The 14,077-nt window shown below is 70.6% G+C and carries 13 protein-coding genes; 3 read left to right on the top strand and 10 right to left on the bottom strand.

Annotated elements, in window-relative coordinates:
• Nucleotides 1–41: 41 nt before the first annotated feature.
• From M0G41_RS04290 to M0G41_RS04260, 7 genes are all read right to left on the bottom strand, one after another.
• Nucleotides 42–884 (bottom strand): ion transporter, encoded by an 843-nt coding sequence (locus tag M0G41_RS04290; protein ID WP_248205476.1) that lies wholly within the window; start codon nt 882–884, stop codon nt 42–44.
• A gap of 99 nt (nt 885–983) precedes the next feature.
• Complete coding sequence (locus tag M0G41_RS04285) at nt 984–2,795, bottom strand: HTTM domain-containing protein (RefSeq protein WP_248205475.1); 1,812 nt, start codon at nt 2,793–2,795, stop codon at nt 984–986.
• A 64-nt stretch (nt 2,796–2,859) separates the two neighbouring features.
• A complete protein-coding gene (locus tag M0G41_RS04280; RefSeq protein ID WP_248205472.1) occupies nt 2,860–4,092 on the bottom strand; it encodes an O-antigen ligase family protein in 1,233 nt (410 codons plus the stop codon).
• On the bottom strand, nt 4,085–5,221 hold the full coding sequence (locus M0G41_RS04275; protein ID WP_248205469.1) for a glycosyltransferase: 1,137 nt from the start codon (nt 5,219–5,221) through the stop codon (nt 4,085–4,087). Before M0G41_RS04275 ends, M0G41_RS04280 begins: the two co-directional genes overlap by 8 nt.
• A gap of 7 nt (nt 5,222–5,228) precedes the next feature.
• Entirely contained in the window at nt 5,229–5,420 is a 192-nt protein-coding gene (locus M0G41_RS04270) for a zinc-finger domain-containing protein (RefSeq protein WP_248205464.1), read from the bottom strand.
• 113 nt (nt 5,421–5,533) lie between these two features.
• Nucleotides 5,534–6,109 carry a YceI family protein gene (locus M0G41_RS04265; protein ID WP_248205459.1) on the bottom strand — a complete coding sequence of 192 codons (576 nt, stop codon included), beginning with the start codon at nt 6,107–6,109 and terminating at the stop codon, nt 5,534–5,536.
• 76 nt (nt 6,110–6,185) lie between these two features.
• A complete protein-coding gene (locus M0G41_RS04260) occupies nt 6,186–6,791 on the bottom strand; it encodes a malonic semialdehyde reductase (protein ID WP_248205457.1) in 606 nt (201 codons plus the stop codon).
• A gap of 136 nt (nt 6,792–6,927) precedes the next feature.
• On the opposite strand from M0G41_RS04260, the gene M0G41_RS04255 reads away from it, so the two are divergent.
• Nucleotides 6,928–7,908 carry a mitochondrial fission ELM1 family protein gene (locus M0G41_RS04255; protein WP_248205455.1) on the top strand — a complete coding sequence of 327 codons (981 nt, stop codon included), beginning with the start codon at nt 6,928–6,930 and terminating at the stop codon, nt 7,906–7,908.
• A gap of 545 nt (nt 7,909–8,453) precedes the next feature.
• Here the strand turns inward: M0G41_RS04255 and M0G41_RS04250 are convergent.
• Entirely contained in the window at nt 8,454–9,668 is a 1,215-nt protein-coding gene (locus tag M0G41_RS04250; protein ID WP_248205453.1) for a methionine gamma-lyase, read from the bottom strand.
• A gap of 128 nt (nt 9,669–9,796) precedes the next feature.
• Here M0G41_RS04250 and M0G41_RS04245 point away from each other — a divergent pair, with 128 nt between their 5' ends.
• Nucleotides 9,797–10,270 carry an Lrp/AsnC family transcriptional regulator gene (locus tag M0G41_RS04245; protein WP_248205448.1) on the top strand — a complete coding sequence of 158 codons (474 nt, stop codon included), beginning with the start codon at nt 9,797–9,799 and terminating at the stop codon, nt 10,268–10,270.
• Nucleotides 10,271–10,296: 26 nt separating this feature from the next.
• On the top strand, nt 10,297–11,961 hold the full coding sequence (locus M0G41_RS04240; RefSeq protein WP_248205445.1) for an amidohydrolase: 1,665 nt from the start codon (nt 10,297–10,299) through the stop codon (nt 11,959–11,961).
• A 128-nt stretch (nt 11,962–12,089) separates the two neighbouring features.
• Here the strand turns inward: M0G41_RS04240 and M0G41_RS04235 are convergent, their stop codons facing one another.
• Both M0G41_RS04235 and M0G41_RS04230 read right to left on the bottom strand, forming a co-directional pair.
• Nucleotides 12,090–12,611, bottom strand: a complete 522-nt coding sequence (locus M0G41_RS04235; RefSeq protein ID WP_248205443.1) for a gamma-glutamylcyclotransferase — start codon at nt 12,609–12,611, stop codon at nt 12,090–12,092.
• Nucleotides 12,612–12,698: 87 nt separating this feature from the next.
• Nucleotides 12,699–13,868: a hypothetical protein gene (locus M0G41_RS04230; protein WP_248205440.1), complete on the bottom strand. Its 1,170-nt coding sequence runs from the start codon at nt 13,866–13,868 to the stop codon at nt 12,699–12,701.
• Nucleotides 13,869–14,077: the final 209 nt, after the last annotated feature.

The following is a 14,077-nucleotide window of genomic DNA, read 5'->3' as shown; positions in this document are numbered from 1 at the left end:
GCGGCGATCATACAGACGGTGCCGGCCGGGTCCGCCGGCTGTCAGTCGCCGCGTGCCGCAGTCGAGAGTGCCGAGCGCAACGACAGCACCTCCTCGCGCAGCGCCCGGACCTCGGCCACCAGGGGTTCCTCGCCGCGCTCGACCGCGGCCTCGACCGCGGCTTCGCGGTCGGCCTGGATCTCCGACTGCATGGCGTTGACCACCACGCCGATGAAGAGATTGAGCGCGGTGAAACTGGTGGCCAGGATGAAGGGCACGAAGTACAGCCAGGCCAGGGGGTAGACCTCCATTACCGGGCGTACGATGCCCATCGACCACGACTCCAGGGTCATGATCTGGAACAGGGTGTAGAGCGAGGCGCCGATCGAGCCGAACCACTCCGGGAACGCGCCGCCGAACAGCTTGGTCGCCATCACCGCGCCGACGTAGAAGATCAGCCCCAGCAGCAGGACGATCGACCCCATCCCGGGCAGGGCCCCCAGCAGCGCGCCCACCACGCGTTTCAGCGAGGGCAGGATGGTGATCAGGCGCAGCACGCGCAGCACGCGCAGCGCGCGAAGCACGGTCAGCGGGCCGGTGCTGGGCACCAGCGCGATGCCCACCACGAAGAAGTCGAACAGGTTCCAGGCATCGCGGAAGAAGCGCAGCCGCTGCACCCACATCTTGGCCAGCAGCTCGAGCACGAACACGGCGAGGATCAGCTTGTCGACCAGGTGCAGCAGGTCGCCATGCCGGGCCATGACCGAGGCATCGGTCTCCAGGCCCAGGGTCACGGCGTTGAGGAGGATCAGGACGAGGATGAAGCGCTCGGTGCGCGGGTGGGCGATCAGTCGGGCAAGAAAGGCGGTCATGGCGGGCCGGGGCAGGGGGGCAAACCGGCGCATTCTACCGGTGCCCGACCGTCGGGCAGGCGAAGCGGGCCTGGCTGCCGGCGGCGCCTTCCCTGCCAGCGAGGCGGTATCCGGCGCGGAGTCGCCGGCGGCTCAGCGCAGCTCGTCGAGCAGGACGTCGAGCTCGTCGCGGCCGGGGTCGTGGCAGAGGTATTCGAACTGCCTCAGCCTGCGGATCTCTCCGGGAGCCTTGCCCGGCGGCGCGGTGCGCTGGCGGTAGACGCTGTAGCGGATGCCGAGCACGGGCAGGTCGGGATGCGCGGCGTTCCAGCTGCGGCAATGCAGGGCGCCAAGGCGCGGGCCCTGCTCATTCCAGTCGATGCGTGAGAACAGCTTGCGCCAGCGGAAGGTCCGGTACAGGGCGTAGCCATCGGCGGGGCGATCATGGGACGGGGCTTCACGGCTCAGCTGGAGCACGTCGACCGGCGCGCCGCCGGCGACCCAGCCCTCGGCGACCACCCAGCGGCTGCTGCGGGTGGCGTTGGGCGCGTACATGTTCCAGCGCTGGCCCAGCGCCAGCAGGTCGAGCGGGGCGCGGGCCCAGGCCGGCATGCGCGGCAGGCTGTCCTTCAGTGGGTACTGAAGGCAGGACCAGGCGCTGAGCGGGATCAGCACGGCGAGCATCAGCGAGGCAGTCCTGCCCGGCGCAAACGCGGGTGGCGTCTGCCAGGCCAGCGCGGTGGCGCTCAGCCGGGCCAGCGCCGGGCGCAGTGCCGCGATCAGCCGATACAGCCCGTTGCCGAACTGGCGCAGCCCGGGCAGGGCGAACAGCCAGCCGAGCGGCGCCAGCAGCGGCGAGCGCCGCCAGACATAGGCCACCGCGTCCCAGCGCAGGCGCTGCACGCCATCATGGCCTCGCACCACCCAGCTGTTCTCGCGCTCGAGCACGGCGCCCACTGCAGGCGTGTCCTGGGCGACCTCGATGCGGGTGTCCGGATGCATGCCAAAGGCGCGGAAGATGCGGCAGGTCTTCTCGCAGAATCCGCAGCCGCGATCGAAGTACATGACGATGCCGCGACGCGCCGGCCGATCCAGCCAGGGGCGCAGCAGCCGGTCCCAGAGCAGGGGCGGCAGGAAAAGACAGAGCCCGGAGAGGCTGACCCAGGGGAAGATGCCGATGCTGAGGAAGAGCACGAAGGCCAGGTGCAGGGACATCAGCAGGGGCACGCCGACAAGCCTCGCCCACTGGGTGAGGAAGGGCAGGAACAGCAGCAGGGGCGCTCCCAGTTCGACCGCGTAGACGAACTCGGTCAATGCGCCGGCGAGGCCCGGGTAGGCGGCCAGCCAGGCAGCCAGGGGCGAGGTGGATTCGACCGAGGTCACCGCGTAGTAGACCGCCAGCGAATCCTGCTGCCAGCTGCTGCCGGTCTTCTCGAGGGCGCCGACGAAGTACAGGTACATGACGTTGAGCAGCACCGCGAGGCTGGCCACCGAGGCCACGTCGCGGCGCCGCTCCTCAGGCCGGCACAGCGCGGCGTCGATCGAGAAGCGCGCTGCGAGGGGCAGGAACATGCCCCAGAACAGAAGGATGGGCAGCTGTGTATCGGCGAGGCTGACGAACTGCGCTGCGCGATATTTCAGGGCCAGCGCGCAGAGCCAGCAGAGCACCGTCGCCGCCCGCGTGCGCCAGCCCAGCAGCAGGGCAAGGCCGGCCAGGGCATTGAGGGCGAAGAAGGCATGCAGGAAGGCCGGGTGCCCAGCCATCAGCAGCGGGCTCCAGCGGAAGTCGCGCTGCACCTCCATCGCCATGCTGCGCGGGTAGAGGCCGCCCTCGTCGGCGAACAGGGCCACGGCGTCGGGCCAGTACAGGCCGACATTGAGCAGCACGGCGAAGGCGATCACCACCCGGAACAGGGCGAGCGAGCGCAGGTCGATCGCAATCAGCGGACGCAGCAGGGCCAGCACCGGTGTTCCTCCCCAGGGTGTCCCCGAATGCTAGCCAATGCGGGCCGCGCGCGGCGGCCGCCAGTCAGCCTCCTGCGCCGGACGACGGCAAATCGCCCGCTTTCGGGCGCAGGGCAGCGGCGTAGAGCGCTGCCAGCAGGAGCAGCAGCCCGCCCCAGACGCTGGAGTAGACCGCGTAGTGGGTATTCAGCGGAAACAGCATCGCGAGCAGGGCGACGCCTGGCGCCAGGGCCAGAGCGCGGCGTTCCGGGCTGGCCCAGATCCAGCCACGCCACGCGGCGAAGGCCGCGATGCCCCAGGCCAGCAGGCCGACGAGGCCGGTCTCGCTCAGCAGCTCGAGCACGATGTTGTGGGCATGCGCCGCGCCGTGCTCGCCGTCGAAGCCGATCCAGCGGTCGTCTTCGTCGGCGTATTCCTCATAGGCAACCCGGAAGCCGCGCACGCCAACGCCGTTGAAGGGATGGGCGACGGTCATTCCGAGGGCGGTCTCCCAGATCGGCAGGCGGAAGGCCAGCGCATGGTCGATGCCGGCGCGGTCGCCGCTGAGCACCGCCACGCTGCGATCGATGCGCGCGGCGAAACTGTCCGAGCTGCGATAGCCGAGCGCGCCCAGCGCGCCGCCCAGCAGGACCGCGACGAGCAGGCCGAGCAGGGCGCGCCGCGCGCCGAATCGGGCAAGGCCGAGGCCGAGCAGCACCACGGCGAGCATGATCCAGGCTGCCCGGGTGCCGGCCAGCAGGACCACGCCCAGCACGGCCAGCGCCGCCAGCCCGGCCAGCAGCGGATGCCAGCGCAGCGATAGGTTCAGCAGGAAGACGCCAAGCACCGCGACCATCGCGCCGAGCTTGAGATGGTCGGCGCCAAAGATGCCACTCAGCCGGTCCTGGCTGCCGGCACCGCCCAGCGACCAGCCGCTGGCCGCCTGCACCAGCGCATCGAGCACCCAGAGGCCCACGATGACCGCCAGCGCGCCCTGCACCCGGCGCTGCGCACCGTCGCCGCACAAACGGTCGGCGAAGTACCAGAGCATCGGCAGGTAGCGCAGGTCGACCGCCACCTCGCCCCAGCTGCGGCGGAGATCGACGGCGTCAAGGGCGGATACCAGCTCGGGAATCCAGTAGGCGGCGAACACCAGGCTGGCGAAGTTCAGCTGCCAGCGCTCCCAGGGGCGCGGCGCGTGACGCAGCAGGCCGAGCCCGAGCAGGGCGGCGATCGCCATCGGCAGCTCGACCAGGCGGCCGAAGGGCAGCAGGGCGAAGCAGGCGATGAACAGGCCGACCGCCAGGCGCTCAGCCATGGCCGGCTCCCACCAGGGCGTGGCCCGCCACCTCCCGGTACAGGGCCAGCGTGCTGGCCTGCATGGCCGCCTTGGTCGGCCCCTTGATCGGCGCCAGCCGCGGCGGGAAGCGCAGCAGCTCGATCGCGCGCACCGCGAGGCGGGTGGCATCGCCCAGCGGCACCGCGCCCTGCGGGAACCATTCGCGCAGCTGCTCGCCGACGCCGCCGTGATCGAAGCCAAGCACGGGGCGGCCCAGGCTCAGCGCCTCCAGCACGGTACGCCCGAAGGCCTCGGGCTTGGTCGACAGCTGCAGGACCAGGGCGGAATGCGCCAGCACCTCGCGCACGTCGCTGCGCGGCGGACTGATCGCCATGACGTCGGCAACGCCCTGGCGGCGGGCCTCGTCCCACAGCTCGTCGAGATAGTGGCCGCGCTCCTCGTCGCCGGCTCCGAGCAGGAGCAGGCGGGCGTCGATCCCGGCCGCGTGCAGGCGGGCCAGCAGGGTGATTGCCTCGGCATGACCCTTCAGCCGCGTGCCGCGGCCGGGCAGGGTCAGCAGCCGGCCGCCGGCCAGCTGGGGGAAGTCCTGCGCGAAGCGGTCTCGCCATTCGGCATCGGGCACGTAGCCGTGCGAGAAATGGTCCGGGTCGACGCCGCGAGGGATGGTCTGCAGCTTGCGCGCGGAGACTTCCGGGTAGTGCTGCAGCACGTAGTCACGGACGGTTTCCGAGACGCATATGACCCGCTCTCCACGGGTCATGATGCTGCTGTAGTGGCCTGGCGAGTTCAGCCCGTGCACCGTCGTCACGAAGTGCGGGCGCCGCCCGCGCATGCCGGCCAGCGCCCACCAGCAGACCCAGGCCGGAAGGCGTGAGCGTGCGTGGACGATATCCGGCTCCAGCTGCTCGAACAGGCGGCGCAGGCTGACGATATGCCGCAGGGTCCAGGGCGACTTGCGCCCGAGGTCGAGGTCGACGTGGGTGCTGCCGGTGGCCAGCAGGGGCTCGACCAGTCGGCCGCCGGCGGAGGCGACCACGCTGTGGTGCCCGGCCTCGACCAGGGCCTCGGCGATTTCGAGGGTGGATCGCTCGACGCCACCGGACTCCAGTGCCGGCAGCAGCTGCACCACGCGGAGCGGCTGGCTCACCCGTGGATCAGTCTTTCAGGACGTAGCGCGCGCCGCAGTAGGGGCAGAGGGCCTCACCGCTGGCTTCGATCGGCAGGTAGACCTTGGGGTGCGAGTTCCACAGCGCCATGTCGGGCATCGGGCAGGACAGGGGCAGCTCGCTGCGCGAGACCTCGTAGCGCTGTTCGGCGTTTGCCGGTCGGGGGCTTGCGGTGGCCATGGGAAACCGGTGCTGAAGAAAGTCAGCCATTGTACCGCGGCCCCCTATCGGAGAGGGCGCCGTGACCATCCCGCGGCCGCAGGCCGACCGCGCGATGGTCGCAGCAGGCCAGGTCAGGCCTTCGGCACGCTGGCCTCGACCGTGATCTCGATGCTGACCTCGTCGCTTACGTTCGGCGCGTACTTGCCGACCCCGAGCTCCGTGCGCTTGAGCTCGGTGCTGGCGTTGAAGCCGATCGAGGCACGCTGGGTCATCGGGTGGTCCTTCATCGCGTTCAGGCTGACGTCGAGCACGACCTCGCGGCTGATGTCGCGGACCTTCAGTTCGCCGGTGACCTTGAGCTTGCCCTCGCCGGCCACCTCGACCTTGCTGCTGGTGAAGCTGGCGGTCGGGAAGGTCGCCACGTCGAAGAAGTCGGCGGTGCGCAGGTGCTCGTCCATCTTGGCCACCCCGGTGTGCACGTCGGCGATCGGGATCGTCGCCTTGACCGAGCTGGCCTCGGGCTTGGTCGGGTCGTAGACGATCTCGCCGGTGACCCCGGCGAAGATGCCGACGATGTCGGACAGGCCGAAATGGCTGTAGCCGAAGCGGACCTGGGTGTGGCCGGGATCGATCACATAGGTCTCGGCCAGCGCCGGCGAGGCGGCGCCGAGGGCGATCAGGGTGCAGAGCAGGGACTTGCGGATCATGGGGGCTCCTGTGGGGCGGCGTCGGACGTCTGGGGCGTCCGGGGTGGGGCAGGCCTCGTCGCGACCGCGCGAGGGATCAGACGATGCGGCAGGCCTCGTCGAAGGACAGTCTCGGGGCACGCGGGTGCAGGGTGTCGCGGTTGCCGTAGCCGAGATTGATGATGAAGTTCGACTTCCACTCGCTGCCGGCGAAGAACAGCTCATCGACCTTGGCGTTGTCGAAACCCGACATCGGGCCGCAGTCCAGGCCCAGGGCCCGCGCGGCGAGAATCAGGTAGGCGCCCTGCAGGCTGCCGTTGCGGAACGCGGTCTCACGGATCTTGGCCTCGTTGCCGGCGAACCAGCTGCGCGCGTCGGCGTGCGGGAACAGGTAGGGCAGCTTGTCGTAGAAGCTCAGGTCGTGGGCCAGGATGGCGGTCACCGGGGCCGCCATTGCGGAGGCCACGTTGCCCTCGTCCAGCGCGCCGCGCAGCTTCTCCTTGGCGTCCTTGCCCTGGACGAAGAGCACGCGGCCCGGCGAGCAGTTGGCGCTGGTCGGCGGCAGGGCGGTCAGCTGCCAGAGCTTGCGCAGGGTCTCTTCGGGAATCGGCTTGTCCTGCCAGGCCTTGGCCGAGCCGCGGAAGGTGCGGCCCTGGAAAAACAGCAGGTCCAGTGCGCTCTGGTCGATCATGGCGTGCCCCATCAGTTCGGAAAGCCTGACAGCTTAGCCGCCCCGGCGTGGGCGTGGCGTCTGCTGTGGAATACTCGGCGCCAGTGTCCGCTCCAAGGCCGTCGATGCCGATCCCCGCCACCGCAACACAGTGTTGCGCTGCCTTGCCATGCTGATCCTCGCGGTCAGCGACGGACGCGCCGGCAACCGGCGCCAGGCCACCGCCCTGGCCGGCGCGGTGGCGGCGCTGTTGGGCGCGCGCTGCGAGCACCACGCGCTGTCGCCGCGCCCCCCCTGGCGCACTCTGGCGCCGCGGTGGCTGCCGTACGCCGCACTCGGCTTCGACCGCGACTGGCTGGCGCGTCTGGACGACCAGCGCCCGGCTCTGGTCATCGGTTGCGGCCGGCAGGCGGCGCTGGCCACCCGCATCGCCCGCCACCGCCTTGGCGTCGCCACCCGCTGCGTGCAGATCCTCGATCCGCGTCTGGGTCGCAATGCCTGGGACCTGCTGGTGCTGCCCGAGCATGACGACTTCCGCGACGAGTTCACCGTGACCTGCCGCGGCAGCCTGCACGGGATCGACGCCGACTGGCTGGCGGCGGCGAGGGCGCGGCATCCGGGCATCGGCGCGCTGCCGGGGCCGCGGCATGTGCTGTTGCTGGGTGGACCGACCGAGGACTGCCCGTGGACGGTGGAGGACGCCCTGGGCTGGGTCCGGACCCTACGTGACTGGCGCCAGCGACGCGGCGGCTCGGCCCTGCTGATCGCCGCGCCGCGCACGCCGGCGGAGCGCGTGAGCGCCCTGCGCGCGGCCTGCAGCGACCTCGATCTCAGCTGGTTCGACCCGACCGACGGCGAGAATCCCTATGCCGGCGCATTGGCCTTTGCCGATGCGCTGCTGGTCAGCCCGGACTCCGCCAACCTGCTGAGCGAGGCCTGCGCCACCGAGGCGCCGGTCCGCCTGCCGCCTGCACCTGCCCAGCAGGGCAGGCTGCGCCGCCTGCACGAAGCGTTGATCGCCGCCCGCCGCGTCGCTTGGCTCGACGACGCCCTGCCGGAGGGCCCGCAGGTGCCGCTGCGCGAGACGTCCCGCGTGGCCCGCGAGGTGATCCGCGCGCTCGGCCTGCGTCAGGCCTCCGTCGAGGCCTGAACCGGGCGCAGTCACCGCGCGGGCAGTCGCCTGTTCTGGCCGCCCTGGTTCGCCCACGCCGGCGTGCAGCTCGACCCACTGCCTGGACGACCTCTGTGCCCGCATCCCGCGACCCGGCCTGGTAGTTGAGCAGCATGGCGGGCCCGACCTGCTGCTCCTGCAGGTAGGGCCCCATCGCTTTATCGGTCGGGTCGGATAGTCAACCGGCCCGAAGCCCGGGCGATCGGATTGGGCGCGAATCGGACATTCGCCACCGACCCCGATCGGGCGGGCTCTTCGTAGGAGCGGACATGGCCGCGACCGCGGAGATTCGCTCTGGCCTCGGTCTGTGGTGAATACACCGCGCCGCGGTCGCGCCCATGTGCGCTCCTACAGTCGGGCTTCGGTGCGCGTTGGCGAAGACGCATAGGGTGCGCCCTGGACGCACCGATACGGGCGTTCGGACGCTATGTCCGGTGCGGCGAGCCGCACCCTATGAATGACTGCTTTGCGCCCTCTGCTGCCCGTCCCTCCACGCCGCTACGGCGCGCGGGTTCGGCCTTTCCTCAGGCCGCCACGCTGAGCGGTGCCACGGCGGCGAAGTCGAGTGCCCGGGCGAGGTCGGCGAGGATGTCGTCGATATGCTCAAGGCCGGCCGAAAGCCGGATCAGGCCCTCGCTGATGCCGTGCGCGGCGCGCTGCTCTGGGCTGTAGGTCGAATGGGTCATCGAGGCCGGGTGCTGGGCGAGGGTCTCGGCATCGCCGAGGCTCACCGCGCGGGTGATCAGCTCCAGGGCGTCCATGAACCGCTGGCCGGCCAGCAGGCCGCCGTGCAGCTCGAAGGCCAGCATGCCGCCGAAGCGGTCCATCTGACGTGCGGCCAGGGCGTGCTGCGGGTGACTGGCCAGGCCCGGGAAGGCGACGCTGGCGACAGCCGGGTGGGCTTCCAGCCATTCTGCGATCGCCTGGGCGTTGTCGCAGTGGCGCTCCATGCGCAGGTGCAGGGTCTTCAGGCCGCGCAGGATGCCGTGGGCATCGTGCGGGCTGAGCGCGGCGCCGGTGAGGTCCTTCAGGCCTTCCATGCGGATCCGCGTCGCCAGTTCGGCCGAGGTCGCGACAAGGCCGGCGGTGAGGTCGCCGTGGCCGCCGAGGTACTTGGTCGCCGAGTGCACGACGATGTCGGCGCCGAGAGTCAGCGGCCGCTGCAGGAAGGGGCTGCAGTAGGTGTTGTCGACCACCACCAGGGCGCCGCGCGCCTTGGCCTGTTCGGCCACCGCGGCGATATCGACGATACGCATGTTGGGATTGGCCGGCGTCTCGAAGTAGACGATGCGGGTGGCCGGCGAGAAGGCCTCGGCCAGGGCCTCCGGGCGGGTCAGGTCGACATGCCGCACGCGCACGCCAAAGCGCGCCAGGCCGTGGTGCAGGAAGGAGAAGGTGCAGCCGTACAGGGTGGTGTCGACCAGGATCTCGTCGCCCGGAGAAAGCAGGGTCCACAGTGTCGCGGTGATCGCCCCCATGCCTGATGCGAAGGCCACCGCGGCCTCGGCCTGCTCCAGCGCGGCGATGCGCTGCTCGAGCAGGTCCAGGGTCGGATTGGCGATGCGGGTGTAGATGTAGCCCGGACGCTCGCCGGCGAAGCAGGCCGCGGCGCTGGCCGAGTCAGGAAATCCGAAGGTCGCGGAGACGTGGATCGGCGGCACCAGCGCGCCCTGGTTCTCCTCGGCGCGGTAGCCGTGGTGGATGGCGCGGGTGGCGAAATCGGCGGGTCGCGGGGACATGGGACCTCCTCGGGCTGAACGTGGGGGCATTCTTGCGCCGATGGCCGGGCATGTGCTGCCCAAATCCACCGCCGACCGAGCCGAAGAGTGGAATATCCTTCCCAAACACGAAGCAAGGGAGGCAGCGCATGCCCGAGACCCTCGACCGCACCGACCGCCGCCTGCTGCTGGCCCTGCAGGGGGATGCCCGGCTGACCACCGCGCAGCTGGCCGAGCGGGTCGCACTCAGCCCCTCGCCCTGCTGGCGTCGGATCAAGGCGCTGGAGTCGGACGGGGTGATCCGTGGGTATCACGCCAGGCTGGATGCCACACAGCTGGGCTGGGGCGTGACCGCCTTCGTCCACATCATGCTGGAGAACCACAGCCGCGACCTCGGCGAACGCTTCGAGGAGGCGGTGCGCGGCATCGACCGGGTGATCGCCTGCCACAACGTCTCCGGCGAGTACGACTACCTGCTGCAGGTGGTTGCCCGGGACCTGCAGGATTTCGGCGAGTTCGCCCGCGATCGCCTGCGCAGCCTGCCCGGCGTCAAGGAGATCAACTCCAGCCTCTCGCTGCGCGAGGTAAAGTCCGGGCCTGACCTGCCCGTCCCCGACCGCTGAGCGGACCAACACCAGGAGTTTCGCCGATGCATCTGCGCCCGATCGCTGCCCTGCTTTGCCTTGCCCTGACCCTGCCGGCGGCCGCCGTGACCCGTGTCGAGAACGCGCGGATCATCACCATGGACCCCGCCCGGCCCTACGCCGAGGCGATGGTGTTCGATGATGGCGGCACGCTGCTGGCGGTGGGCGACGGCGCCACGCTGCGCGCGTCGCATGCCGAAGCCAGGCGGGTCGATGCCGGCAATGCGGTGATCGTGCCCGGGCTGATCGACGCCCACGGCCATGTGCTTGGGCATGGGCTGTCCCTGCTGCGGGCCAACCTGGTCGGCGCACGCAGCAAGGACGAGATCATCGAGCGCCTGCGCGCCTTCGCCAGGGACCTGCCCGAGGGCGAATGGCTGCTCGGCCGCGGCTGGGACCAGAATCTCTGGCCCGAGCGCGAATTCCCCAGTGCCGCCGACCTCGACGCCGCCTTCCCCGATCGACCGGTCTGGCTGGAGCGCGTCGACGGCCACGCCAGCTGGGGCAACAGCGCGGCCCTGGCCAAGCTCGACCGATCGCTGGACGGCGACTGGCAGGTCGAGGGTGGCGAGATCCTGCGCCGTGACGGCAAGGCCACCGGCGTCTTCATCGATACCGCGGCCAACCTGATCGAAGCCCTGGTGCCGCCGCCCGATGCCGCCCAGCTGCGCCGCGCGCTGGATCGGAGTGTTCAAGCCCTGGTCGCTGCCGGACTGACCGGCGTGCACGACGCAGGCGTCTCGGAAGCGACGCTGGACCTGCTGCGCGGCATGGCCGACGACGGCGCCCTGCCCCTGCGCATCCAGGCCTGGGCCGACGGTGACGGTACGGCGCTGGCCGCGCGCTGCCGCGACGGTGGACCGTATGCCCATCCGGGCGGTCGCCTGGCCATGCGCACGGTCAAGCTCTACTCGGACGGCGCACTCGGCTCGCGCGGCGCCCTGCTCAAGTCGGACTACAGCGACGCCCCCGGCCAGCGTGGTCTGCCGGTGACCTCGGCCGAGGGCCTGCGCGCGGCGATGCGGAAGGCCAAAGGCTGCGGCCTGCAGGTTGCCACCCACGCCATCGGCGATGCCGGCAACCGGCTGGTGCTGGACCTCTACGCCGAGGTCCTGGGCGAAGACGCCGCCGCCGACCATCGCTGGCGCATCGAGCATGCGCAGATCGTCTCGCTGTCCGATATCCCGCGCTTTGCCCGGCTTGGCGTCATCGCCTCGATGCAGCCCACCCATGCCACCTCGGACATGGGATGGGCCGAGCAGCGCGTCGGCCCGCTGCGCATCGTCGGCGGCTATGCCTGGCGCAGCTTCCGCGACGCCGGCGTGCGCCTGGCGCTGGGCTCGGACTTCCCGGTCGAACATATCGATCCACTCGCCGGCCTGTATGCCGCGATCACCCGCCAGGATGCGAAAGGCCAGCCCGCCGGCGGCTGGCTACCCCAGGAGAAGCTCACCGCCCACGAGGCCCTGCGCGGCTTCACCCTGGATGCCGCCTTCGCCGCTTTCGACGAGGCGCGGCTCGGCTCACTCAGCCCCGGCAAGCGCGCGGACTTCGTGATCCTCGACCACTCGCCAATTCGCGACCCTGCCAGCGACCTGCTGCAGACCGCGGTGATCGCTACCTGGGTCGACGGCCAGCCGGTCTATCAGCGCCCCGAACTGCGCGACTGAGTCTGGCGTCGGTCCAGCCCCATCCGTTCGCGGTGAGGTATCGAGCCGCGAAGGCCGCAGCCCGCGCCGCCGGGCCAGTTTCCGTGACCGCACAAGCCCAACCGCGGCAGACGCGTGCTGGGGTCGCCTCAGGCCTCGCCTCGCAGCAGTCGCTGGTAGGCCTCGCGCCGGGCCAGATCGGCGTCGTCGATGTGCGCCACCGCTTCGATTCCGGCGATGTAGTCGGGCGGCAGGCCGTGTTCCCGGGCGCCGGCCAGCACCAACTGCTTGTACCAGCACAGCGGGCGAAGTGAGGGATCCTTGTGCGTGGCGACATAGGTCGTGCATCCCAGCTCGACCCCTCCCGATTCGACCTGCAGCGTGGCCCGCTCGTAGCCCTGGCCCAGCCCCTCGGCGCGGTCGAGCGCCCGGCCGTCCAGTTCATCGATCAGATAGAGGACGCCGTGGACGACGTCCTGCGCGTCTCCCGTCCACTCCGCATCGCACTTGCCCGTGCCGTCGTCGCTGCCAACCTTGTCGAAGCTCAGGCGATGGCCGCGCAGGCTGGCGCGACGCGCCTGGCGCGCGGTGGGGGCCCGGCTGGCCGCGCGCAGTCGCGGGCTGAACATGTTGGAGCCGTAGGCGAAGTAGAGAAAGCTGGACTGCGCCATACCGGGCCTCCGTTCTACGCGGGCGCCCGGCCAGTAGAGCACGCGCGCCACGCGCCGCCCTAACTGCCGGGCAGCGGATGGAGGGCGCTAGCGCGGGGCGCCGTAGGTGAACCAGGCTACGAAGGGGACATCGCCTTCCAGCACCTCAAGCAACAATCCCTCACCGCTGCGGGTGTCGCCGCCGAACCAGGCGCCGACGATCCAGTCCTTGCCGCTGACATTGGCGAAGCCCTGCGATTCGCAGCGCCGCTGCGCCGCCGAGGGCAGGCGCGACAGCGGGTAGCCTCCGCTTCCGAAGCGCGGATCGGTCGCCGCGTACTCCAGCACCGCGCCGCTGCAGGAGGTGAAACGGATCTGCAGACTGCCCCAGTCGGCGTAGCGCACGCGGGCTGCATCGAATCCGGCGCCGAACTCGGTGCCGAACGTGCTGGCGGCCTCGTCGACGATCAGCGTCGGCCCCTCGAACCGGCCGACGCCGCTGATCCAGTATTGGTCGTTGGATGCGGCGTCCGTCACGGTCGGCCGCAGGTCAAGATTCAGCCCCTCGAAGTAGGCACTGCGCGCCGGCATGACGCGGGCGACGTTGTCGCGGAGGGTGGTATCAATGCGCTCGGGACGGTGGCGCGCCGCGAACCACGGCAGGAAGGATTCGGCGAGGTCCTCGCGGCCGGGAAAGTCGCGGCCATAGGTGGAGATGAAGTCGCCATCCGCCTGCTGCGCGGCGAGCCAGCCGGGGGCGGCGGCATGCGCCGGGTCGAGCGAGGTGTGTACGGCCTCGTGCAGCAGAACCTCCTCGAGGATGCCGTCGGCCAGATACTGCGCGGCGATGCTGCCGGTGTGGATCAGCAGGTTGTCATTGCCGCCGCCAAAGGCCTCGTCACCCTTGTGGATCCACACGGTGCGCAGACGCTCGCGGAGCGCGCGCGGCAGCTGGCCGATCGCATGGGCGTAGAAGCCTGCCACGGTCTGCGCGTCGCTGGCGCTGCCGAACTCCGGATTGACCTGGACCTCCACCGAGGCGCCATCGGAGTAGGCCGCCTGGAACAGATAGGCATCGAAGCTGGCGAAGACGTTTACCCGGCGATCGAACATCTGGCGCTGCCCGCGGCCTGCTGGCGTGAGTCCGGCGAAAGCGCTGGGATCACTGGCAAGGATGATGTCGGGATCGAGAAATACCGTGCCGGAATACGGCGGCGCCGCCACGGCGCCGACCGCGAACAGGGCGCCCAGGGAGAAAGCGATGAATCGACAGCGCATGGACCGACTCGTAGAGCAGATGGCCGCGGAGCATAGCCCACCCGCGGCAGCCCAGCGCGGATGACGCGCCCATCGGGCCCGCCGCCCGCTCCGGGCGTCGTGCCCGAGCGCCTCGAGCATCGTGGCAATGCGGATATCGGGCGCGAAGCACACATCACATAGGGTGCGGCTGGCCGCACCGGACGTACCGTCCGAACTTCAGAATCGGT

The sequence above is a fragment of the Pseudomarimonas salicorniae genome (assembly GCF_023156535.1).
GTDB lineage: Bacteria > Pseudomonadota > Gammaproteobacteria > Xanthomonadales > Xanthomonadaceae > Pseudomarimonas > Pseudomarimonas salicorniae.
This window is presented reverse-complemented; position numbering and strand designations above follow the sequence as displayed.